The organism is Rapidithrix thailandica, from assembly GCF_039710355.1.
Taxonomy (GTDB): domain Bacteria; phylum Bacteroidota; class Bacteroidia; order Cytophagales; family Flammeovirgaceae; genus Rapidithrix; species Rapidithrix thailandica.
Genome location: NZ_JBDKWZ010000004.1, coordinates 63,330 through 85,816 on the forward strand (window position 1 = coordinate 63,330; position 22,487 = coordinate 85,816).

The following is a 22,487-nucleotide window of genomic DNA, read 5'->3' on the forward strand; positions in this document are numbered from 1 at the left end:
CATGAAATATTTTAAGTATCACGAATTTGACAGTCCGGACGCCCCGGGTTCTGGCCGGAATATGGACCCGGGCTTTTTGTCCCGCCTGGACAAGGCCCGGGAGTATTCCGGCATCCCTTACACGGTCAACAGCGGTTACCGGACCAAGCGCTACAATGCGGGTTTGAAAAACTCCGTACCGGACAGTGCCCATGTGAAGGGGCTTGCCGTAGACATCGGGTTCAAGACCCTGGGGCAGGCTCATAAGATCCTACAAGGGGCGATCAAAGCGGGCTTCCGGAGAATCGGCATTGGGGCCGGGTTCATCCACCTGGACAGCGACCGGGCGAAGCCCTGGCCGGCGGTCTGGGGCTATCCCACTACCAACCCAAAACTGCTCAGGCAGTACGAGACGGTGGTGGAAGGGGGCGCGACCTTGCAAAAAGCCGGTTCCATGGGCCTGGCCCTGGCAGCACTTTTACTCTATATCGTTTTGACCGGTAAAGAGAAGTAAACCGGCAACATAGCTTTCCAAGCTATTGGATTGTGAATGTAACCGCATCTGTGACAAGAAGCACAGGTGCTTAATTTTCCACTCTTAAACTTTATACCTATATGCAATTCGGAATTGAAAACCTGAAAAAGATCCTTTTGGCGGTGTTTGTGTTGATCTACACCCTTTTTGAAATCTTTGAGTCCAAGTTCAAATGGATGAAGCTGTTAAAGCTTTTGAACGTGGTGAAAGAGATCCCCCGGGTGGTGGCATCGGCCCCTTTCATCGATCAAGAGCTGGACGACCTTTCCACCGAGGAACACAAAGAGCTGATCGGCTTTATCGCGGAGCGCTTCGAGCTGGACAATGACAAGTCCGAAGAAGCGATTGAAGCGGCATTGATGTGGATGGTGGCCACCGGCAACGCGGTGGAGAAATTCAAGGAACTGGGCGTGTTCAGCAAGAAAAAGAAGCAGAAATCGGTCCATGTGTCCGGATAAGGAACCCGAGCGCTTGTTGTTGATGGTGGCGGGCCTGGCCGGAGGGCTGGCCGGTCACCATATTGCCCAACACACGGAGTTTAAAACGGCCCCTATTTGGGGAAGTTTTACTGGAGCCGTGTTGGCCTATTGGCTGTTATCCAAACCTGAAGAAAAAGAAGCTGATCCATGAGTGATAGTTACTATATCATCAACCCGGACCGGAAGGCCGAACTGCATTTTGATTATGGGGAATACAAGGCCCTTCCGGAGGAGCTTAAAAAAGAACTCAAGCGTTATTTTGTCTGGGGCCGGAAGCGCAAAGCCTGGGTGAGCAAAGGGGATCACCGGAACTTTTCGGTCATCACGATGGTGAGCAAGCTGGATCTTCCTTTGAAAGAAAAGCCGGCCAAGAAACCGGCTGTGAAGTTGCCCTTCAAGCAACACCTGGCGGCTTATGCGGCATGGAAGGAAGTCCGGGAAACGGTGGAGTCCTCCGCCAAAGAATGGCATTCTACTACCGGGGGCCGTATCCGCCTTTCGGACAGTTTTGAGCTGTACGATTTTGATTCGCAACGGGTCCGGTCAGAGGACGATCATTCGTTTACCTTCCGGGTCGATACGTATCTTGATCCGGATAAAAACGTGGTGATCGTAGGGGAACACCTGCAACAGATTTACGGCATGCGGGTATATATGCGCAGCATCCGGAAGCGGGTCAAGCCTTCGGGCAAGCAGGAAAGCTATGGCTTTAAGGTACTTGCCTCGCAATGGACGCCTTTTGCTTTACCTGACAGGGTGCAGGTGCCTGCCGGCAAACGCAAACCGCATTACAGGTTGGGCGAGCCGAAGAGCTACCGGGACCGGGAAAAGTTACGCAGGGACGTCTTGTTGGAAGAGCTGATGTTGGGTAAGCTGGAGATGGCCCTGGAGAGCAAGTTCAACGGGATGGAGGACATGACCGAGCGTATACCGGAAGAACAGCAGCATTGGTATGTGCCCGGACTCTCCCAAATCCCGGAGGTATTTTACCGCGAAACGCCGGAACACTACGGTAAGAACCTGGTGCTTTGGGGGCATTCCGGGGTGCGCTATGCCCTGCGGTACCATCACCGGCCGGTGCCCCAATACCTGGATCTGGAGGGAAAGGGGAAGCCGGAAAAGAAAATCCTTGGTCCGGAGGCGAAAAAGAAACTTGCCGAACAGCTAAGGCAAAAGGCGGAAAGCCTGGAGAAAAAGGCTGCGGCCAAGCGTTCCGGGGGGACGTTTCACCAGAACTGGACCCCGAGAAGGGCGGGCATTATGAAAAGCCTGGAGGCGGACGCGGAAGCCCTGGAGCAAAAGGCCTTTGCCTTCCGGAAGTTGGCCGAAGGCTGGGAAGCCGGCAGTGTTCCGGAGCTGTTGCAAGGGATCCGGACGATTGCCGATTTGAACGAGCTGTACTCTTTTTATCCTACCATCCGTGGCAATACGCCGGAGAGCTATTTGGACGAAGCCCGTAAGCGCCTGGAGCGTTTGCAAACCATGGGCCTTGATTCGGAAAGCCGGTTTCAGGCGGCTAAGAAAGCGTTACAGGAATTGGCTCCTGTTGAACTTTCCGAAGAGGCACAAAGCGCCAGGCGGTTGCGGGAATTGGAAGAGAAGTTCCGGACGAGCAAACAGCCGGGCTTTTTTCCTACGCCTAAAGCGGTGGCGGAAAAAATGATTGCCCTGGCCAGGGTGCCGGAAGGGGCGGTGATCCTGGAACCCAGCGCCGGCCTGGGCCATTTGGCCGCGGAGATCAAACAAGCCTTTCCGGAAAACAAACTGGTGATAGGCGAACTCAACCGCTCCTTTCACGAAGTGCTCAGCCTCAAAGGTTTTGAAGTGGCGTTTGATGATTTTCTTTCGTACCGTCCAGCAGAAAAAGACAGGCCGGAAATCATCTTGATGAATCCTCCCTTTGAAAAGGGGCAGGATGCCGAACATATCCTTCATGCCTTTGAGATGGTCAAACCCGGGGGTCAGGTGATCAGCCTGGCTTCGGAAGGCTTGTTTTTCCGGCAGTCGAAAAAGGAAACGGCTTTCCGGGAGTTTTTGGAGGAACAAGGTGGAACTTCCGAAGTACTACCGGAAAAAAGCTTTACCGGCAGCGGGGCCTTTAAACAAACCGGGGTCCGTACCCGGATCGTGGTTTTGGAAAAGCCGGCTGTCAAAGAAGAGAAGCCCGTAGTAACCAAACCGGAAAAACAAATGATTGAGCCTAAAAAGAAACCGGAGATGAAAAAGAAAGCTTCCGTACAACAGGAAATTCATTTTAAAGAGGATGTGTACCACTTTAGCGAAGACCAAAAAATTATCCGGAAGTTTGCCACTATGCAAGGTAAGGCCAAAGGCCGTAAGGAGTTGAAAAATGCGATCCTGGACTTGCAGAAGAAAGCCAAGGAAAAGCGCTTTTCCGACCCTTATAAACCCCTGCTCCGCAAGCTCCAGGACGAAGCGGTGGACCTGTACAACGGGATGGAACGGGACAAGATCACCCGGCAGACGGTTGAATTTTCCAAAAGCCTGGCTTTGGAACTGGAGCAAGAGGCGCAAAAGAAAAAGCTGCGTTATTCGGTGACCTTGCTTAAACGCTTTTTGAACCTTCAAGGCGAAGAGATTCCGGAAAAGGCAGAGCGCTTGTTAGCCCTGATTCAAAGCGCTTTGAAAAAGGGCAAAGTCCCTAAAGATGACCCCTATTATGCCAAGCTGAAAGCGGTGGAAAAGCAGCTGTCTCAAGACAAGTCCCCGGAACTGGAGAGCCGGTCTTTGGAAGGGGTACCCCAAGGGGTAATGAGTGCGGGGGACCTGCAAAAGATGGATTTTAAAGTCCTTCCCTTCTCGGGCAAGTGGGCGGAGTTTATCGGGCAACCCAGCGAAAACTTTTACCTCATTATTTACGGCAAACCCAAGATGGGCAAGTCTAACCTGGCTTTTCAACTGGCTAAATACTTAGGCAGTTTTGGAAAGGTCTTGTATGTAGCCGCCGAAGAGGGCTTCGGCTTGACGCTCAAAACCAAGATGGAGGAAAACGGGATTGCGGCCGAAGACCCGGTGCATTTTTCCGATGCGCGCCATTTGGAAGGGGTGAAAAAACACCTGGACCAGGGCTATGCAGCTTGCTTTATTGATTCCATCAACGTATTGGACCTGGAGCCGGAAGAATTTGAACGCTTCCGGAAGTCGTACCCCAATACCACTTTTGTCTGTATTATGCAATCGACCAAATCCGGAAACTTTCGCGGCAGTCAGGAGTGGACCCACAACGCGGACAGCATTGTCAATCTGGATGAGCCGGGTTTGGCTACCTGTAGAGGCCGTTTTGGTGCGGGGGAATACAAAATATTTGAACGATGAAAAACATTTTAAAAACCGTAGGGACCCAGCGCCTTTTACTCGACAATACGGTGAAGAAACTGACCTTGCCGCAAACAGCGGTGGAAGCCTTGCTGGTGCTGGAGGCGGAAGGGACGGCAAAAGCGGCCCGTTGGTGGACAGATGGCAGTGAGCCTACCGCTAGTGAAGGGATGCTTTTGGGCGATGCTTCCGTACTGGAACTCACCCACCGGCAAGACCTGGAGCGCTTTCAAATTATCGGGATTGATCCGGGCAAAACGTCAGTATTAACCATCACCTATTACGGCTTTTAACCATGGCAGTACAGATGACACGCAAACGGCTGTATCAGCTGTGTAGTAGCGTAGGTTCCGGCGACAACGGAGGAGGGACAAACAGCCCCCAGGTACTGGACCGCTTTGTCACTTCGGACCATCTTGTCAAATCGGCCTATTGGAAGCTGGAAGGGCCCAGAAGCCTGGGCGCCCCCCGCTATTCCCCCTTGGAAATAGAGGCGGTGATTTGGGAGGTGCGCCTGGCTTCGGAAAGCACCTGGACGCTCAAAAGTACCTGGGCGGAAGTCCGGGCCTATGCCGCTGCCCGCAGCACAGCCGAACATTGGTATTTGCGGGGGACGGTAAGCGCGAAACAAGGATTGGAAAACATTGAAATCGGCCTGGCTATTGAACTCTTATGAAAGCAACAGTAATTGACCAACGGGCCTTGTGGCATACCCGGGCCCAGCTTAGTTTTAACCTATCCGGGAACCAGCGGGTAGTAATCCCCAATCCCATATACAAGCGCTTTGCCTTCCATCAGGGGCAAAGCTTTTCGTTGGTAGGCCTGGCCAGGGTAGTTGAAGGGGGTGACCTGGTGCAAAAACTGGAGGGGACGGGCTGGAGCCTGAGGGCCCATACCGGGCAAATAGGCTTTACCCTGTACGCTTCGGGAGGCTTGAATTATTCCTGTCTTTGGGACGGTTTTCGTCTCCAAGACACCTTTCACTTTGTTGTTACCTACGAAGCGCAGAGCAAAGCCCTGGCTTTGTCGGTCAACGGGCGAAAGGTGGCCGAAACGGAGTGTACGGGTTTGAGTGCCGGTCAGGATTTTGTGAGTAATGCCCCTTTGAGTTTCGGAAGTTTTGAAGGCTGTTTGTCTCAAGTCTCGCTGTACGACAAAGCATTGTCTCAGGGCGAAGTCCAGGCATTGCACAAATGGGTAGGTTTGGTACCTTCTTCATTACATGCGGTTTGTACCGGCTATTGGCCTTTGGATGTGGACCTTTTACACCGGGGCAGCGACCGGCCGCTTTGGGCGTTTGACCACTCCAAGCGGTTCAATTATGCCAAGCCGGCAGCCCTTGTAGCGGCACATGGAACCCTGGAAAATTATTCCCTGGAGGAAACCGGAAACCTGGGCTTTGGCAAACAAAACGCACTGAAAGATTTGTACCAAAGCCGGGGGCTTTACAGGGGTACGGGCTACCGGGTGAACCGGAGTACTCCAGGGGCCGCGATAGAAATCACCTGCGGTTTTGACCAAATGCAGCAGGCGGGAAAAGGTAGCCTGGTCTTGGAGTTGGATACGGAAAAACAAGCCGGACCGGCGGAGCTTCTGGTCACCACACCCGCTTCCAATTATTTTGGTCATATACGCCTGCAAAGCGATCAAATCTCCCTGGTAACCGGTGAAGTTGGTTTTGATACAAGCATCAAGGCAAACCCGATCCGGGGCCGGCACACCTTATTGATACAATACCCTACTTTGAGCACAAGAAAAATTTGGTACCGGGAAGGCCGGGGCCCTTTTGTCCCGGTTGAAACCCGGACGGACGGGCTTTTTTCCAACCCTCAAAATACAGCCTTTTTGCTGGGGGAAAATCCCGGTAAGGGTTTGGTGTTGCAAAGGGCTTTGTTCAGCACGGAAGCCCTTGTTCCGGAAGTGTACGAGCGGGAAACCTTTGACCCCGGTTTATTGCTTTCCGATTACCGGTTTTGCGAAAGGGAAGGCAAGCAGGTTTTTGACCGGGTAAGCAGTGTTGCCGTCTCTTTGCCGTCCCAGGTGACGGGGGACGGGACGGGAAATGGCGCCTGGAGGGATGAGTGGCATGGGCAACCGGCCCTGGTGCAAACCACTTCTTTCAATAAGGAAAGCGACAGTCAACAGCAGCTTTTGGTGCCCCATTTCGACTTGCCCATAGACGAAAAAGGGCTCACGGTCATGCTGAATGTATACCCTTCGGCCCCTTTCGACACGGAGGACCTGGGGATTCTGCACAGCAACGACCGGCAAATAAGGTTGTACCGTGAAAACGACCGGCAATGGCGGTTTCAATACGACTTTGACAAGGGGCATTCCTTTGCCTTCGACCAGGAGGCGGTGTATAAAAATCTCCATGCCTTTAGTTCCTGGGTCTTTGTCCTGGGGGAAGACTCCCGTTTCTACTTCAACGGGACGCCCCTGGGAACGGTCACCAGGGATGGCAGTTTGACGGGGCAAGCTTTCACCGGGGACTTACAGCTCTATGGCGAAACGGCCCCGGGCAACTTTCCCGGGGGTGGCACCTACCTGCAAGGCGGTTTCCATTCCTTTGCCCTGTGGAAACGGCAGTTAAGCCCGAAAGAGGTGTTGCAAAACTCCCGTCCGGAGTTTCCCATCGGGACCACCCAAGAGCTGGTATTGTACTACCAGCACCAGGAGGGCAGCTATTACGAAGATGGCAGCGCAGTGAAAGTCCGGAACCTGGCCCCGGAGAGCAGCTTTCCCATAGGTTCAGCTACCCGTCCCGGGGATTGGGACGCGGAAGTATGGGGCTTTCCCGGAGACTATCTCCAGGAACAGTTGCAAGCCGTCAAAAACGCCTGTGAACGCCTTGAAAATTTGTATTAATCATGCCGGAAGAACTGACCCCCTTGCTGGAGATCATTAAGCGGTTTGGCCTGGTGCAGGTGCTCTGCGGTATCCTGGTGTTTGCCTTGCTACAACAACGTAAAGCCCTGGCGGCTGCCCTGGTGGGTTTGCTCCGGGCTTGTACGGAAATGGCCCGGGCCTTTGCCCGTCACCTGCGGCAGGAGGTGTTGCAAAAAATCTCCGGGGTATACGAACTGATGAACCGCCTGGCCCATGAGTTTAGCTGTATGCGGGTGGCGGTGCTCAAGATCCACGGGGAGCGCAAGAAACCGGAGGATCTGCACCTGTCCGTCTTTGTGGAGCTGACCGGCAAGTACGAAGACGGAAGGTTGGTAGAGCCCTTAAAACCCCTGAAACAAAAGCAGCCTTTGAACAAACAGGCCTTGAACTACCTGGAAAAAATGCTCAAAAGCCTGGACAAGGATTTGTACATCGACAACGTGGACTTGATGCCCTCGGGCCGGGCCAAGCTGGAGCTGTTATCCACGGAAGCCAAAGCGGTATACCACCTCTATTTGGAGGCGGAACCGGAAAAACTCTATACCTTGATCCTGGTTTTTAACCGGAAAACCCCGCTGTCCGAACGGGACAAGACCCGCATCCGGAACTTTGCCCAGCAAATCCGGAAATTACTTGTTTAAGTAGAAGTACGCATTTATTTTCTGCATTTGCTTAGTTAAACTCATATTACTAGGGGAATTGTATTTAAGAAAAGCAAGCCAGTAGGCTTGCTTTTTCTTTGTATACAGCTTCATCCGTCCGTTAGTACAAAATATTTTAAAAACTTACCACTTACTACGCATTTGTATTCTTGAAAAAGTTTTATACATTTACCGTAAAACCAGCATTTATAACCGTAAAATACTATTTTGTGCAATGAGCCTAATCGCTAAAATGTATGTTGAGGATAAGGAAATTAACATTCTTGACTTCAAATTTCGCTTTACCCGTTCGGTAGACGAACACGGCAAACCGATGGGCAAACCCAACGGGACAATCTTTGATATCACCTTTGAAACCACCTCGGATCAAAGCTTTTTTGCCTGGTCTGTGGGTATGGACATGGTGAAAAAAGTAAAGATTGTCGTTTCCCCGGTCACCCAGGATAGTAAGAGCCGGGTCTTCGAACTCTACGATGTACACTGCGTCTTCTTTAAGAATAATTTCAACGGGGTAAACGGTGAACCCATGACCACCCAAATCAAACTCTCCCCGGCCATCCTCTACGATGGAGGGTATAAAATCCTGGAGCACTACTGGAAGGAAACCGACCTGAGTGCAAAAAAAATAGAACCTATTTCCTTAGCCGACCAATACGATAACTTGACTGCTGGAGCTGGAAATATTTTACCACCTGTAATTGAGGACCCAGTTGTTGAAGAAGAACAAAAGGAAGATAAGCCCCACAGAACCTGTGGAATTGCCATTGTAGGAACGGCTCAATACAGAACCAATGTATTAAAAGCTATTGCACTTCTAATTAAAACCCAAGAAGGAGCACGTTTAATTGAAACACTTTTAGAATGGGGGAGATTAACTGTAATTCATAGAGGAAAAGGAAGGGTAAATAGAAGACATGGACAAGGTACTGCCGGTAATGGCGAACAGGGTGCATGGGTTTACTTTGACCCTGAGTATGATGATTTTATAGAGGTGGACAATGTTCCAAGAATTCCATATATTTCATTAGGGCATGAGTTAAGGCATGTAGAAAGAGGTTTTGGTTCTGATAATCGTTTCCTGCAAGATTCAAGGGGTGATTATCCTGAAGCAGAACATCCAGAATATGAAGGTGAATTTATAAGATTAGCTGAAGTTGATGCTTTATATGTTGAAAATATAATAAGAGCCTCTGTTGGGGCACCTATAAGGTATTCTTATGACGGACTTGACTTGAAGCATATTGGAATTAAGGGGGATAAATTGGCAGCTCATTTTATTGATTATACAAAATATGCGAATGCAAAAACAGCTTCTGGAAAAGTTAATGAGTTGATGTTTATTATTAATAACAATAGAATGACTGATACAAATTTGAATAAATATAAAAAGAAAACCAGGTTTAGTAAAACTGGTTACGAAGAAGAATTTATAAAAGGTGATCAGGTAACCTTAATTTACTCAGAATGAAAAGTATTAAGATACTAATTGTCGGAACAGTCGTTCTTTTTTCTACTTGTACCCAAAGTAAAATAAATCAAAAAGCTCTTTTAGCAAATTGGGATAAGCAAACTGAAGAGGCTGTTGAATCTTGTGATTTATTAGGGTTAAGAAAAAATGCTTTAATGGGCCTTCAGTTGATAAAAGAGGTACATCTTAGGGAGCAAATTATACAGATTCTTAGTCGTCAAAAAGCATTTGGAAAAGCCAAATATATTTATGCATGTGAAACATATGATAAGCGTTCTCCAGACCCGGATTATACTGCTATAATTAAACTGGATTCAGAGGATAATATTTATGTATTTGAATATGATAAGCGTGGTGAATTTTTTGAACATAGAATATTGACTAAAGACTCAGAAAATTATAAAAATAGTTTAGTACTTCTTGATCCTTGGCTTTGGTTATCACCTTTTCCATGTGAATTAGGCCATGATTTGATTGACTTTTACACTAAAATTGAAATGAGTAACTAAATAAATATAAAACACAATAGATTCCCAAAAACAGGCTTGATATGCCTAGTTATTACATTATTTTAAGGGAGATGTATTTTATTATTGTTTATTTTCTGCAACAACAAAGGGTTAAGGCCAAAAACCTCAATCCTTTGTTGTTTGTGAATCCGGTGAAAACCTACCAACTCTTATCCTTCAGTTCGTTATTTAGAACCATTCCTAGACTTCTCAAGTAAATATCCGTCATTTCCAAGGAATGGTGCCGCAATTGGCTTTGCAAGGTCTTGATATCCACTCCGGCACGGTAAGCATTGACCACACCTGTATGCTTCCAGGAGTACAACGTCACCAACCCGTCATAGATCTCCAAATGCCGGAGCACTTTGATATGCCGCTCGGTGACGCGCACACGAAGTAGTGAGTCCGGTCCCGGTTTCATCTTATCTGCCCCGAAGAGGTAATGTTGCTTGGGAATTTCCGAAACCTTCATTTCCTCCAGGATCTTGCGGAAATCCTGGTTGATGGTCACCGTTTGCTGTTTGGCGTTTTTAGACACCTCGGGGTAAATTACAATGATCCCATCGTGCAGGTTGATATGCCCGGCTTTTAAGCGTAAAATCTCCGTAGGACGGATAAACCCGTAGTAAATAAAACGGGTGAAGTAATACAGCAAGCGGTCGTTTTCCAGCAAGTATTCCTCAATCGCTTCTTTTTGTTCCGTGGTAAAGGGTTCGTTCTTCCGGGCGATATGTTTCCTTCGCTTGATCTGTTGCAGAGGATTCTTGTCAATGATCTCCCGGCTGATCAACTCGTTGAAAAACGTTTTTAAGGCATTCAAATGGTTGTTGTGAGTGGCATTGGACAATTCCCGGTCTACGATGATTTCATCAAAATAATAGTAGAAGTACTTTTTGGGAATCTCTTCAATGGTCTTCTCCCCCAACCGGTTGCTATCCAAGAAGTCCAAAAAGTCCTTGTAAATCCCCTTGTAGCTTTTTTTGGTTTCTGGCCGGGCATTGGAGATCTTGATCTTATAGGCAAACTCCAGAGCTTCGCGGATGGTCCGCTTTCTTTCCGCTTGTACCCGAACCGAGTTATTGATCTTCGGAACGTTGAGTTGAGCCCCTTTCCGCAGTAGCTTGTTGATGGCGGCTACAGCCTGTTTGGCATACTCGTACCGGTCGTACTTGGTTTTGTACTTTGCCGGGAGATAATAGGTCCTTCGTTTGAGCTTTTTGTCAGTGGCATCCCAGGCGTAAAACTCGATGTACCATCGCTTGCCGGCGTCTCCGCCCCGGTCCCGTAAGAGGGCCTTTCTGTATTCGGGGAATTCGTTTTCCTCAGGCATTTCCAGTCCAAAATTATCGTTGGGAATCTCGAAATTTGTAGCAATTCTTGTAGCAACTGCCCATATGAAACAGATAAACCCACTGATAATCAGTGGGTTTATATCCGTTTTGGTCGGGATGACAGGATTTGAACCTGCGGCCACACGCCCCCCAGACGTGTACTCTACCGGACTGAGCTACATCCCGATGCTCGCGGCAAAATAAGAAAACATTTTCTTTAAAAACAAGTCCTCAGGCCTAGTTTGTTCGCTTGGGGAATACTCTTTTTTGCTGAGGGGGACTTATTGTGCTCGTTTTTAAAGTTTTACCTGTTGAATTTTAAATGCTTTATCCGGTTGGGATAAGGAAGGCTGACTTTCGACTGACTTTTTTGCAAGGACTTGCTGGTGGTTTTGCTTGCGAATTCTCCGATTTTTATGTAAACTCGACAAAACTTGTGGATTGGACGACTAATAAAGCTTACCTTGTTTTTTATCACTTACTGAAAATCCATGGACCTTAACCCTGTTATACTCTCTATCCCTGTTTATTTTATCTTAATTGGGTTTGAGCTAATTGTTACTTTTTTAAGAAAAACGGATTACTATCACTTGCCGGATGCGATGACCAATATTAGTTGTGGCATTGGCGATCAGGTGATCGGTATATTTGCCAAGGTCGTTACCTTGGGCGTGTATCAGTATATCTTCGAACACTTCAGGCTGTTTGATATTCCCAATAATTGGCTGTGGTTTGCGGTGTTATTTGTGGCAGTAGATTTCATTTATTACTGGGTGCATCGCCTGAGCCACGAGGTGAATTTTTTATGGGCAGGGCATGTCGTCCATCACCAAAGTGAGGATTATAACTTTTCGGTAGCCTTGCGGCAAAGCTGGTTTCATAAGTTTTTTACGTTTGCGTTTTACTTGCCACTGGCATTTATCGGATTTGATACCTTATCTTTTTTGGCTGCAAACGGTTTTAATCTTTTATACCAGTTTTGGATACATACGGAACTGATCGGGAAAATGGGCGCATTTGAGAAAGTGATGAATACGCCTTCGCACCACCGGGTACATCACGGACGCAACCCCGAATATATCGATAAGAATCACGCAGGGGTGTTTATCATTTGGGACCGGATCTTCGGAACCTTTCAAGAGGAAAAGGAAAAACCTGTGTATGGGGTGACCACTCCTTTAAATTCTTGGAACCCCTTATGGGCAAATGTGATCCATTGGAAATCCATGTGGCAACAGGCTTATTCATTTCCTACTTGGAAAGACCGTTGGAAGTTGTTCTTTAAACCACCCGGCTGGCAACCGGATTATTTGGGAGGCCCCTTGCAGGTGCCAGAGGTGGAGCGGTTATCGGTAGAGAAATTTACTTCTTTCACACCTCTGCAACTGAATTTGTACTTGGTGTTTCAATACGTCTTGGTGCTGGCAGGTACAGCTTTTTTCTTGTTTGGCCATGAGTCGATGACTGTGTTGGACAAGTCTTTGGGTGCCTTGCTGATAGGCTGGGCCGTGATTCATTGTGGCTTGTTGTTCGAGCGGAAAAAGTGGGTGTACGTGTTGGAGTATTTCCGTTTGGTAGGCAGCCTGTTGTACCTGATGTATATGATCAGAGGCTTTCATTACTTTGAACCGGTCGTGTTTGCGGCTTCGGGACTTACTTTACTTTCTTTGTTAGGACTCGTATTACTTTTTAAGGTCTTTAAATAAGAGAGACCTTCCAGGTTTCAAAAACCTGGAAGGTCTACGTTGGCGATACATCTTTAAACGTGTTGCCAAGGACCTTGTATGGCTACGGTCAGTCCTACATGTTGAATATTGACAAAATATGTTTTTCCGGAAGGGGAGAAAACGCCTCCGGCAAACTCCGATTCATAACCTACGTTTTCCGCGATTTTGTAAAACTCGCCTTTGGGCGTAATACCGATGATAAAGGGTTTTTTATTGTCTTCGCAAAGCACTACATCGCCCCAAGGGGCAATGGTCAGGTTGTCACAATATTGGCATACTTCCTCATCGTTGGGTTCGGCAAAGAGTTCGAGTTTGCCCGGTGCTTCTGTTTCTTTGGCTTGTCCTTCGAATTCGCTGGGGATATAGCGGAATACCTGTCCTTTTTCAATTTTTCCTCCGTTGGTGCAGGCAAAGTAGACTTCCTTATCGCCATACCACATGCCTTCTCCCCGGGCAAACCGGGCGGCACCCATTTCAAACCCCCGGTAACGCAAATCGTCTTCGGGCGACTCTACCTGATCGATATCCAACCACTCTACTTCCACCGTCTGGTTGATGGGAAAAGGAGGGAGGTCTAATTTGGCCCAGTTGCGGGTGTCTACACTTTTTTGCCCTTTGATGGCCAATACTTGCAGCCGGCCTCCTTTTTGTAAATTTCCTTTTTCCTCAGGAATAAACCGGTAAATCAACCCGTCATGCCGGTCTTCGGTTTGGTATACAATTCCGGATTGAGGATCTACGGCTACGGCTTCATGGTTGAACCTTCCCATGGCCTTTAAGGGAATTGGGTCAGCCAATAGAATTTCTGCGGATGCGGGTACTTCAAAGGGGTAGCCATGGTCTTGTTCCAGTTCTTCATTGGCCTTGAGCACGGATTCTTCACAGGTGATCCAACTCCCCCAAGGCGTCAAACCTCCGGCACAATTCCGTACGGTGCCGGCAAGACTCAGGTAAGATTTTTCTACAGTCAAACTGTCTTCATCAATCACAAGGGTTGAGGTTCCTCCGGTAGCCGGATTGAGTCCGTTTCCGGCATCGTAAATTTTTTCGGAAGGAACTTTGGAAAGCAAGGAAAAGTCTTCTCCCCAGGGGCCGTTGGGGTCTCCGGGGTTGGTTTCGTGATTGCGAATGAGAATGATTTTACCGTCTGGCCCTTCGAAGGTGGCCATGCCATCGGGCTTGTCCGGGCTGATAAGGCCGTCATCCATTTGTTCGCCTTGGCGGAAAATTACTTTGTAACGGAATCCTTCCGGCAAGTTTAAGATGCCTTTGGGGTCAGCTTTTAACTCTCCGTATCCTTTAAATGGTGTGACAGATACTTCTGTGAGGTTTTGCTTTTTGCCGGGGGAGCTGCAACTTACTAAGGACTGGGCTACAAATGTTTGTAATCCACCAAATCCTAAACCGATAATACCTGAATTTTTTAGAAATTTTCTTCGGGAAGTTTGTGACATAGTCGTTGGATTTATTCGATATAGAGTATGAAGTGAGTTAACCTTTTTCTTTTTTCTGAAAAATGTTTCAAAAAGGCCTCCTTTGTGTTACTTTTTTCAACAATAGCTTTGGCTATTCTTTTCAAAAAGTGCCTTGATGAGCCGATTTTGATTCCATCTTCGGTCAAAAACTATAAGTGTAAACCACTTCTATGATAAAGCGTTTGTATACATCGAAATGCCTACAAAAACGCTTCTTTTCTGTTCGAGAATTTATAAAAAGCCGAAATTAATTACTCAATATGAACTTAAATCCAACGGGAGAATAACTTTCGTTTAAACCGGTGAAAAATACCCAGGGAAGAATAATGGATATTAGTAATCAGAATTATCCTTCCTTTGGACTTTTCAATGAGGATTAGCCGAAGAGGGTGCCTTCTATGGCCGGAGGAATTTTGCCCAAATGTTGATAGGCCTTTTCCGTCACTTCCCGCCCTCTGGACGTTCGTTTGATATAGCCTTCCTGGATCAAATACGGTTCGTATACTTCTTCAATAGTTTCGCCCTCTTCGCTCACGGCAGTTGCAATGGTGCCGATGCCTACCGGACCGCCTTTGAACTTCTCGATGATGGTGGATAAGATCCGGTTGTCCATTTCGTCCAAACCGCTTTGGTCTACATTTAAAGCATTCAGTGCCATTTGAGCAATTTCTTTGGTAATGGTGCCATCACCTTTGATCTGCGCAAAATCACGGGTTCTGCGAAGTAGATTGTTGGCAATCCTTGGAGTACCCCGGCTCCTGCGGGCAATTTCTACCGCAGCATCTTCGTGAATCGGTGTGTCGAGGATCTCCGAAGAGCGCTTGACAATTTTTGTCAACAACTTGGCATCGTAATATTGCAAGCGGGCATTGATGCCAAAACGGGCTCGCAATGGGGATGTCAACAAGCCGGATCGCGTGGTCGCTCCTATTAATGTAAAAGGATTTAAGTCTATTTGAATGGTACGGGCATTGGGTCCGGAGTCCAGTACGATATCGATCCGGAAGTCTTCCATAGCGCTGTACAAGTATTCTTCTACGACAGGGTTTAAGCGGTGAATTTCATCGATAAACAATACATCTTTGTCTTCCAGGTTGGTTAACAAACCTGCCAAATCGCCCGGCTTTTCCAATACGGGTCCGGAAGTGATTTTGATCTCTACCTCCAGTTCGTTGGCGATGATGTGCGAAAGGGTGGTTTTGCCCAGTCCCGGAGGGCCATGGAGTAAGACATGGTCCAGAGCCTCTTCTCTTTTTACTGCGGCTTTTACAAACACTTTCAGGTTTTCCAGTATTTTTTCCTGCCCGCTAAAATCCGAAAAACTTAAGGGCCTCAGCGACTTTTCCAGTTCCCGCTCTCTTTCTGAAAAATTCTTGTTGTCTCCGCTTAAATAGTCTTCCCTCATGATCTATGATTCACTAATGCGTTGATAATATCCGTTTAAATGCTCACTTGAGAGACAAAAGGAATGCACCTTTGCCAAGGGTTTTGTTTCCAGACTTTCATAATTTCCGTTTGCCCTCATCATTTACTATAAGATTGTTCAAAGATAATGAATTGATGCAGGTTTTTCAGGGCTTGTGCCTGAATTAAACGTATTTTCCCACCGCTTTCAATGGTATTCGAATGGGTGTTTTACTCATGGGGGCACTTCTGAACAGATGAACCTGGTGTCTAAACAGAAAAAATTCCTTTACTCCTTGTATCTTTGTTATCGAATGCTTGACACGAACGACTATGAAGATCCTACTGGTAGAAGATGAACAAAATATTGCTTCCTTTGTCAAAAAGGGCCTTACGGAACAAGGATATGAAGTAATGGTAGCATACGATGGGCCAATGGGCTTGCAATTGGCCTCACAATATGATTTTGACCTGATCATTCTGGATATCATACTACCGGGAATCAATGGTGTGGAGGTATGCAAAAAAATCCGGGAGACAGCGGTTCAGCTCATGCCTATTTTGATGCTGACCGCCTTGGGAACAACTGAAAATATCGTGCAGGGATTGGATGCAGGGGCCGATGATTATTTGGCAAAACCTTTTAAATTTAAAGAATTATTGGCTCGAATACGGGCACTGACCCGCAGAACTATGCGAGACTCATCAAACACTAAAGTACTCAATATTGCGGATTTGGAGCTGGATACCGATATGAAAATTGCCCGTAGAAGCGGAAAAGAAATCAAATTGACTTCCCGTGAATACCGTCTCTTGGAATATTTGATGAAGCATCAACGGAAAGTCATGTCCCGGATTGATATTCTGGAAAGTGTATGGGATGTGAATTTCGATATGGGAACCAATGTAGTGGATGTATATGTCAACTACTTGCGTAATAAAATTGACAAAGACTTTTCTCCGAAACTGATTCATACCGTCATCGGTATGGGTTATGTGATGAAAGAAGGAGAGGAAAACAGATAAGGGTATAGTATACTTCGAGATCAGTGATTTACTATGAAAATTCGGCAAAAAATAGCGTTATTATTTACAATTCTCACCTCTTTGGTGATCTTATCTTTTAGCATTTTTATTTTCATTTTTGCCCGGCAATACTTGCGTCATGAGTTTTTTAAACGCCTGGAAGGGCGGGCAAAATTGGCCGCACAAATCTTTTTGGAAGAAGATAAAGGAAATGCAAGTATTTATGCAGAGATCCGCGATAAGCACTTTCAGACTTTACCCAAAGAAAAAGAGTGGATCATAAAACTGCCGGTCAGTGAGGCTACCCGCGAAAATGTAAAAACATTGTTTCCCGAAACGTTCATGGACTTGTTGATTGAAGACGGGTATGGAGAAACGGAGGTGAAAGGCTTGTACTATGTAGGGGTGACGCATAGGTTTATGGGTAACAATTATATCGTCATCGTTTCGGCTTCGAATGATTATGGGGAAGAAGAACTGAAAGATTTGCGTTTGGCCTTGATTATCGGTTTTGTGTTATGTAACGGGGTCATTTTCTTGTTGGGACATCTGTACGCCCGGCAGGTGTTCAAGCCGATTACCGAAATGATCAGGGAGGTGAATAAGATCCGGGCTTCTAATTTGCACTTACGTTTGAATACCAATAATAGTAAAGATGAACTGGCAGAGCTGGCAACCACTTTTAACAATATGCTTGACCGCCTGGAAACTTCTTTTGAAATCCAAAATAACTTTATCAGCAATGCGTCACACGAATTTCGCAGCCCGTTGACAGCCATCATCGGGGAGGCGGAAGTGGCCCTGAGCAAAGAACGGAGTTCGCAGGACTATATCGACTCCTTGCAGGCCATTGCCAACGAAGCCGAACGGCTGGATCACCTGACCACCAATTTGCTCAAATTGGCACAAACCAGTTATGACGACAAAGGTTTGATTATAGAAGAATTCAGGGTGGATGAGTTGATTTTTGATATCAAAGGGGAGTTGGACAAAACCAATCCGGATAATAAAGTAAATATAGACTTTAGCCGTTGGCCGACAGATACCGACCAACTAGTGGTGTATGGTAGCCAGAGTTTGTTAAAAATTGCATTGAGTAATATTGTGGGCAACGCATGTAAGTTCTCAGAAAACAAAATAGTACATGTGGCTGTCTTGATTTCCGGAAATGACCTGGTGATCCGGGTCAAGGACCAGGGAGTGGGGATTCCTTCGGATGAAATCCAATACATTTACGATCCCTTTTTCAGGGCCACGAACGTACGCAGGTATAAAGGTTTCGGGATTGGCTTGCCACTGACCCAAAAGATCCTACAATTGCACAATGGTCAGATTCATGTACATTCTTCCGAAGGGAAAGGGACTATCGTGGAGCTGCATCTGCCATTGAAACATCAGCCCGTTTCCAGGTAATGTTAATCCCAGGTTGTTTTTCGCTGAGTGAAATGTGGCAGTAAACTTTTTTCGGTCGACAACAAAGTTCATCCGGGTAGAAACTTGACCCCGTAAATGAAAACCAATGTAATGGCAAAAAGCGGTAAAACCCTCAGCAACTAGCTACTCCCCTCAAGGTTTTAAGGTTATAGGAGACCTGAGTCTTTTTGTTATTTTAAATATGCTCTAAACTCTCTAAGAGTATTTCTAACATTCTTCTTTCTTTTTGTTAATTGTTTTTAGGTGTCTTTCCAATAGTTACTTTGAAAGGGTAACGATGCCTGATGTCTGTGATACCAGTTGGAAAGTTTGTTTCCGAACTTTTACAAGGATTAGACATCTTCTAAGAAAAATGATAAACCCATAATTTATTTTTCACCATAGTTTATGGTAAGAATAGCCTCAAAAAGCACCTCTAAGGCAATTTTTCCCTCATTAAAAAAATTCTAATCTCATTTTAATACCTCTTTAATACCGCTCTAAAGCGGGAAAGGTACTATTGCAATATTGTTAGCCGCACTCTAGGAATGAATATACAACCTGAAGAAGAATAGGCTAAGGAAATTCTTGGGAACTATAAACAACTAACCGAATGAAGAATAATTTAAGCAGTTACCTTTCTTATACCAAAAATGATCTACCCGCAGGTCTGGTAGTTTTCCTGGTAGCTTTGCCATTGTGTTTGGGGATTGCTCTGGCCTCAGGCGCTCCCTTGTTTGCCGGTATCATCACAGGAATTGTCGGTGGGATTGTCGTTGGTTTTCTCAGTGGGTCCAGCCTTAGTGTCAGTGGTCCGGCAGCCGGATTGACTGTAATTGTACTCAATGCCATCACCGATTTGGGAAGTTATGAAGTCTTCTTGTTAGCGTTGGTTATTGCTGGTGCGCTTCAATTGGCTTTGGGCTTTTTTAAAGCCGGTATTATCGGACTGTATTTCCCTTCCTCGGTGATTAAAGGGATGCTGGCCGCCATTGGATTGATTTTGATTTTAAAGCAAATTCCGCATTTTTTCGGAGTAAATGCGAATGCTGTAGGTGAAGCTGAATATTCCATATGGAATCTTGGCAGTATAGTTAGTTACTTGGGGGTATTAATTGACCATATACATGTAGGTGCACTCCTCGTAGGAGGATCGTCTATATTGCTTATGATTTTATGGGACCGTCCTGCATTGAAAAAAATCCCTGCATTTAAACTTATTCCTAAAGAGTTGGTGGCTGTTTGTTTTGGGTTGGGATTGAATTCAGTGTTTGCCGCTATGAATTCTCCTTTGGCTATTACCTCCAGCCACTTGGTAAATCTACCTGTATTTGAAAGCTTAGGTTCTGTAAAAGAATCGTTTAGCTTGCCGGACTTTTCACAGCTAACGAATCCGGATGTCTATATTGTGGCGGTGACCTTGGCGATTATTGCCAGTTTGGAAACACTTTTAAGTGTAGAGGCTGTGGATAAAATGGATCCGGCCAAGCGCAGAACACCTCAGAACCGCGAATTGAAGGCACAGGGTGTCGGGAACTTGATTTGTGGCTTGATTGGTGGACTGCCGATGACTGCGGTAATCGTACGGAGTACGGCCAATTTGAATGCAAATGCCAAATCGAAAATGTCCGCAATTTACCACGGTATCTTTTTGGCAGCTGCCGTGGGGTTTATTCCATTCCTTTTAAATAAAATTCCTCTGGCTTCTTTAGCCGCCGTATTGATTTTGGTAGGTTTTAAACTGACCAAGCCCGCTTTATACAAACAACAGATAAGGTTAGGTATTGAGCAATTTATCCCGTTTATCGTCACCATCGTAGCAATTTTAGCTACAGACTTGCTTACGGGTATCATTATCGGTATGGCAGTAGGAGTATTCTTTATCCTGAAAGCAAACTACAAAGTACCTTACTTCTTTGATAAGGAAAGTACGGGTGAAGGAGATCAGTCGATTAACATTCGCTTAAGCGAGCATGTGTCTTTCTTGAATAAAGCCAGTTTACAATTGACTTTGGATCATTTGCCACATAATAGTAAGGTGGTTATTGACGGGACTTCATCCAAAAACATTGACGTTGATGCCTTGGAAGTGATTCATAACTTCAAAAGTACGGCAAAAGAGCGAGGGATCATGCTGGACCTAAAAGCGGTACCGGAGCTGGTCTAATCAAAATTATTGTCTTAAAAAGAAAACTATAAAGAAATAACAATGACATTCTATCAGCAATTATTAGAGAATAACAAAGCCTGGGTAGAAGAAAAATTATCCCAAGATGCGGATTTTTTTGAGAACTTGGCCAAAGGCCAACAACCGGCAGTATTGTGGATCGGTTGCTCGGATAGCCGGGTGCCCGCCGAAAAAGTGACAGGTGTAGAACCGGGGGAAATGTTTGTACACCGTAACATTGCCAATGTGGTAGTGCATACCGATATGAATGTGTTGAGCGTGTTGGATTATGCCATTAATGTTTTAAAAGTAAAATACATTATTGTGTGTGGACACTATGGCTGTGGTGGAGTACAAGGCGCACTTTTGGACAAACCTATTGGGCTGATTGATAACTGGCTTCGCCATATCAAAGATGTGAAGAAACGTCATGAAGCGGAACTGGCGGAATGTAAAGATGATACGGAAAGGCTCAATAAACTGGTTGAGTTGAATGTGCAAGCGCAAGTTGCAAATATCCGGAATACTTCGCTTTGGCAGGATGCAAATGCAAACGAAGAAGCTCCTGTTATTCACGGATGGGTGCATAACCTGAAAACCGGACTGATTAAAGAATTGTGCTAATAAGCCAGGAGGTATAGGCTCTGTAAATACCCACTTGTGTGTTCTTTTCGAACACCGGTGGGTATTTTTTATAGAAGAAACTCGTGTTAAATAATGAATTTCTAAGCCTCCCAAAAGCTCCCAGAATTCCGGTTATTGCTTCTTTCCCTAATGAAGGTTCTTTTCTTCTCCCCGTTTATTACTATTTTCGTTGAGCAAATCGATACCCGGTAAATGTATAGCCCGGGCTTGGAGGGCTAGGGCTTTCATTAAAAAAATTGTGTGCATCAATGACCTATTACTATATACTACTTATTGCCGCTATTTTACTTTTAATCAGTACGGTGACCAGTAAAATAGCGGCTAAGTTGGGCTTTTCTTCTTTGTTATTAACACTTGGCATTGGGGTTTTTTTAGGGAATGGAGGACAATATGATTTTGATTATAACTACCCGGCAGCCACCTTGCGATTAAGTGAACTGGCCCTGGCTTTTATTATTTTTACAGGAGGTTTTAATACGCAGTGGAAGTATTTCAAAAGTATTGTAGGGCAAGGTGTGACGCTGGCTACCCTGGGCGTGCTTTTGACGGCCGGTACAACGGCCGCTCTGGTCTACTTCTTATTAGGATGGTCGTTTTGGCAGGCCCTTTTGTTAGGAGCCATTATTTCCTCTACGGATGCGGCTGCCGTATTCTCAATATTAGAAAGTACAGGCCTGAAATTAAAGCACCGGATAGGGGAGGTCTTAGAGTTAGAATCGGGTACTAATGATCCCATGGCTTATTTCCTGACGCTGGGAATTGCCACATTGATGGGGGCATCTGACAAAACCGTATGGAGTTTATTGCCCCAGTTTTTTATCAATATGATCATTGGCTTGGCCAGTGGCTACTTGGTTGGTAAAGTGATGCACTGGCTAGTGGTGAAAGTGAAACTTAAGCGAGGGCAAAACCCTGTGATTTTGATCTCGACCGTATTGGCTCTGTATGCGGTCAATCAAATTTTGGGAGGAAGCAGTTTTTTAGCGGTGTATGTGGCCGGCATTGTCATGGGTAACAACCCTTGGGAAAACCGGGATTATAATCGAAACTTTTTTGATGGTTTCTCTTGGATGATGGAAACGTCTTTGTTCCTTATGTTAGGTTTACAAGTGTACTTATTTCAAATTCCGGAAGTGCTTTGGGAGGGGTTGATTATCGCTCTGTTTTTGATATTAATAGCCCGTCCGGTAGGGACATTGATTTCGTATGTCTTTTTTAAAAAACAAAGTTGGCAAAAACAATTGTTTGTATCCTGGGTGGGATTGCGCGGAGCTACGCCTATTGTGTTTGCCTTGATTCCCGTAGTGCATCAACTGCCCGGAGCGGAGCGCTTATTCAATATATCCTTTATAGTCGTGGTAGCATCCGTGTTACTACAAGGTAATACGGTGGCTTTAATGGCCCGTTGGTTGGGGGTGGAGCAGGTGGAAGAAGCCTCTTAG

19 protein-coding genes and 1 tRNA gene are annotated in these 22,487 nt (G+C 46.1%); 16 read left to right on the plus strand and 4 right to left on the minus strand.

The genetic code is table 11. The annotated features are described in order from the left end of the window. Position 1 precedes the first annotated feature (1 nt). From AAG747_RS08055 to AAG747_RS08100, 10 genes are all read left to right on the plus strand, one after another. Positions 2 to 493, plus strand: coding sequence for a D-Ala-D-Ala carboxypeptidase family metallohydrolase (locus AAG747_RS08055; protein WP_346820640.1), 492 nt, complete (start codon positions 2 to 4; stop codon positions 491 to 493). A gap of 101 nt (positions 494 to 594) precedes the next feature. Further along, on the plus strand, positions 595 to 972 hold the full coding sequence (locus tag AAG747_RS08060) for a hypothetical protein (RefSeq protein ID WP_346820641.1): 378 nt from the start codon (positions 595 to 597) through the stop codon (positions 970 to 972). After that, the gene (locus AAG747_RS08065) at positions 959 to 1,144 is read left to right on the plus strand and encodes a hypothetical protein (protein WP_346820616.1); all 186 of its coding nucleotides are present in this window, start codon (positions 959 to 961) and stop codon (positions 1,142 to 1,144) included. The genes AAG747_RS08060 and AAG747_RS08065 overlap by 14 nt, the downstream gene beginning before the upstream one ends. Continuing rightward, complete coding sequence (locus AAG747_RS08070; RefSeq protein WP_346820642.1) at positions 1,141 to 4,329, plus strand: N-6 DNA methylase; 3,189 nt, start codon at positions 1,141 to 1,143, stop codon at positions 4,327 to 4,329. Before AAG747_RS08065 ends, AAG747_RS08070 begins: the two co-directional genes overlap by 4 nt. Then, on the plus strand, positions 4,326 to 4,622 hold the full coding sequence (locus AAG747_RS08075) for a hypothetical protein (protein ID WP_346820643.1): 297 nt from the start codon (positions 4,326 to 4,328) through the stop codon (positions 4,620 to 4,622). The genes AAG747_RS08070 and AAG747_RS08075 overlap by 4 nt, the downstream gene beginning before the upstream one ends. A gap of 2 nt (positions 4,623 to 4,624) precedes the next feature. After that, entirely contained in the window at positions 4,625 to 5,005 is a 381-nt protein-coding gene (locus AAG747_RS08080) for a hypothetical protein (protein WP_346820644.1), read from the plus strand. Then, complete coding sequence (locus AAG747_RS08085) at positions 5,002 to 7,197, plus strand: LamG-like jellyroll fold domain-containing protein (protein WP_346820645.1); 2,196 nt, start codon at positions 5,002 to 5,004, stop codon at positions 7,195 to 7,197. The genes AAG747_RS08080 and AAG747_RS08085 overlap by 4 nt, the downstream gene beginning before the upstream one ends. Before the next feature lie 2 nt (positions 7,198 to 7,199). Beyond that, positions 7,200 to 7,859, plus strand: a complete 660-nt coding sequence (locus AAG747_RS08090; RefSeq protein WP_346820646.1) for a hypothetical protein — start codon at positions 7,200 to 7,202, stop codon at positions 7,857 to 7,859. Positions 7,860 to 8,094: 235 nt separating this feature from the next. Then, the gene (tssD, locus tag AAG747_RS08095; protein WP_346820647.1) at positions 8,095 to 9,348 is read left to right on the plus strand and encodes a type VI secretion system tube protein TssD; all 1,254 of its coding nucleotides are present in this window, start codon (positions 8,095 to 8,097) and stop codon (positions 9,346 to 9,348) included. Next, on the plus strand, positions 9,345 to 9,857 hold the full coding sequence (locus tag AAG747_RS08100) for a hypothetical protein (protein WP_346820648.1): 513 nt from the start codon (positions 9,345 to 9,347) through the stop codon (positions 9,855 to 9,857). Before tssD ends, AAG747_RS08100 begins: the two co-directional genes overlap by 4 nt. Positions 9,858 to 10,017: 160 nt before the next feature. Here AAG747_RS08100 and AAG747_RS08105 read toward each other — a convergent pair whose 3' ends face one another. Together AAG747_RS08105 and AAG747_RS08110 are read right to left on the minus strand one after the other, a co-directional pair. After that, on the minus strand, positions 10,018 to 11,331 hold the full coding sequence (locus AAG747_RS08105; protein ID WP_346820649.1) for a tyrosine-type recombinase/integrase: 1,314 nt from the start codon (positions 11,329 to 11,331) through the stop codon (positions 10,018 to 10,020). Then, positions 11,298 to 11,374, minus strand: a tRNA-Pro gene (locus tag AAG747_RS08110). Before AAG747_RS08110 ends, AAG747_RS08105 begins: the two co-directional genes overlap by 34 nt. Positions 11,375 to 11,679: 305 nt before the next feature. Between AAG747_RS08110 and AAG747_RS08115 the strand changes: the two genes are divergently transcribed. Continuing rightward, positions 11,680 to 12,894, plus strand: a complete 1,215-nt coding sequence (locus AAG747_RS08115) for a sterol desaturase family protein (RefSeq protein ID WP_346820650.1) — start codon at positions 11,680 to 11,682, stop codon at positions 12,892 to 12,894. A gap of 53 nt (positions 12,895 to 12,947) precedes the next feature. Here the strand turns inward: AAG747_RS08115 and AAG747_RS08120 are convergent, their stop codons facing one another. Beyond that, positions 12,948 to 14,369: an alkaline phosphatase PhoX gene (locus AAG747_RS08120; RefSeq protein ID WP_346820651.1), complete on the minus strand. Its 1,422-nt coding sequence runs from the start codon at positions 14,367 to 14,369 to the stop codon at positions 12,948 to 12,950. Positions 14,370 to 14,766: 397 nt separating this feature from the next. Beyond that, entirely contained in the window at positions 14,767 to 15,795 is a 1,029-nt protein-coding gene (gene ruvB / locus AAG747_RS08125) for a Holliday junction branch migration DNA helicase RuvB (RefSeq protein ID WP_346820652.1), read from the minus strand. 332 nt (positions 15,796 to 16,127) lie between these two features. Here ruvB and AAG747_RS08130 point away from each other — a divergent pair, with 332 nt between their 5' ends. The 5 genes from AAG747_RS08130 to AAG747_RS08150 all read left to right on the plus strand — a co-directional run bounded on the left by AAG747_RS08130 (position 16,128) and on the right by AAG747_RS08150 (position 22,487). Then, positions 16,128 to 16,820, plus strand: a complete 693-nt coding sequence (locus AAG747_RS08130; protein WP_346820653.1) for a response regulator transcription factor — start codon at positions 16,128 to 16,130, stop codon at positions 16,818 to 16,820. Between the two features lie 33 nt (positions 16,821 to 16,853). Next, a complete protein-coding gene (locus AAG747_RS08135) occupies positions 16,854 to 18,233 on the plus strand; it encodes an ATP-binding protein (protein ID WP_346820654.1) in 1,380 nt (459 codons plus the stop codon). A gap of 613 nt (positions 18,234 to 18,846) precedes the next feature. Continuing rightward, positions 18,847 to 20,400, plus strand: a complete 1,554-nt coding sequence (locus AAG747_RS08140; RefSeq protein WP_346820655.1) for a SulP family inorganic anion transporter — start codon at positions 18,847 to 18,849, stop codon at positions 20,398 to 20,400. A 42-nt stretch (positions 20,401 to 20,442) separates the two neighbouring features. Continuing rightward, positions 20,443 to 21,024, plus strand: a complete 582-nt coding sequence (locus AAG747_RS08145) for a carbonic anhydrase (protein WP_346820656.1) — start codon at positions 20,443 to 20,445, stop codon at positions 21,022 to 21,024. A gap of 269 nt (positions 21,025 to 21,293) precedes the next feature. Continuing rightward, positions 21,294 to 22,487: a potassium/proton antiporter gene (locus AAG747_RS08150; protein ID WP_346820657.1), complete on the plus strand. Its 1,194-nt coding sequence runs from the start codon at positions 21,294 to 21,296 to the stop codon at positions 22,485 to 22,487.

Coding starts and splice junctions, on each gene's coding strand:
- AAG747_RS08055 (WP_346820640.1), top strand. CDS start 2: ATGAAATATTTTAAGTATCACGAATTTGACAGTCCGGACGCCCCGGGT.
- AAG747_RS08060 (WP_346820641.1), top strand. CDS start 595: ATGCAATTCGGAATTGAAAACCTGAAAAAGATCCTTTTGGCGGTGTTT.
- AAG747_RS08065 (WP_346820616.1), top strand. CDS start 959: ATGTGTCCGGATAAGGAACCCGAGCGCTTGTTGTTGATGGTGGCGGGC.
- AAG747_RS08070 (WP_346820642.1), top strand. CDS start 1,141: ATGAGTGATAGTTACTATATCATCAACCCGGACCGGAAGGCCGAACTG.
- AAG747_RS08075 (WP_346820643.1), top strand. CDS start 4,326: ATGAAAAACATTTTAAAAACCGTAGGGACCCAGCGCCTTTTACTCGAC.
- AAG747_RS08080 (WP_346820644.1), top strand. CDS start 4,625: ATGGCAGTACAGATGACACGCAAACGGCTGTATCAGCTGTGTAGTAGC.
- AAG747_RS08085 (WP_346820645.1), top strand. CDS start 5,002: ATGAAAGCAACAGTAATTGACCAACGGGCCTTGTGGCATACCCGGGCC.
- AAG747_RS08090 (WP_346820646.1), top strand. CDS start 7,200: ATGCCGGAAGAACTGACCCCCTTGCTGGAGATCATTAAGCGGTTTGGC.
- tssD (WP_346820647.1), top strand. CDS start 8,095: ATGAGCCTAATCGCTAAAATGTATGTTGAGGATAAGGAAATTAACATT.
- AAG747_RS08100 (WP_346820648.1), top strand. CDS start 9,345: ATGAAAAGTATTAAGATACTAATTGTCGGAACAGTCGTTCTTTTTTCT.
- AAG747_RS08115 (WP_346820650.1), top strand. CDS start 11,680: ATGGACCTTAACCCTGTTATACTCTCTATCCCTGTTTATTTTATCTTA.
- AAG747_RS08120 (WP_346820651.1), bottom strand. CDS start 14,369: ATGTCACAAACTTCCCGAAGAAAATTTCTAAAAAATTCAGGTATTATC.
- ruvB (WP_346820652.1), bottom strand. CDS start 15,795: ATGAGGGAAGACTATTTAAGCGGAGACAACAAGAATTTTTCAGAAAGA.
- AAG747_RS08130 (WP_346820653.1), top strand. CDS start 16,128: ATGAAGATCCTACTGGTAGAAGATGAACAAAATATTGCTTCCTTTGTC.
- AAG747_RS08135 (WP_346820654.1), top strand. CDS start 16,854: ATGAAAATTCGGCAAAAAATAGCGTTATTATTTACAATTCTCACCTCT.
- AAG747_RS08140 (WP_346820655.1), top strand. CDS start 18,847: ATGAAGAATAATTTAAGCAGTTACCTTTCTTATACCAAAAATGATCTA.
- AAG747_RS08145 (WP_346820656.1), top strand. CDS start 20,443: ATGACATTCTATCAGCAATTATTAGAGAATAACAAAGCCTGGGTAGAA.
- AAG747_RS08150 (WP_346820657.1), top strand. CDS start 21,294: ATGACCTATTACTATATACTACTTATTGCCGCTATTTTACTTTTAATC.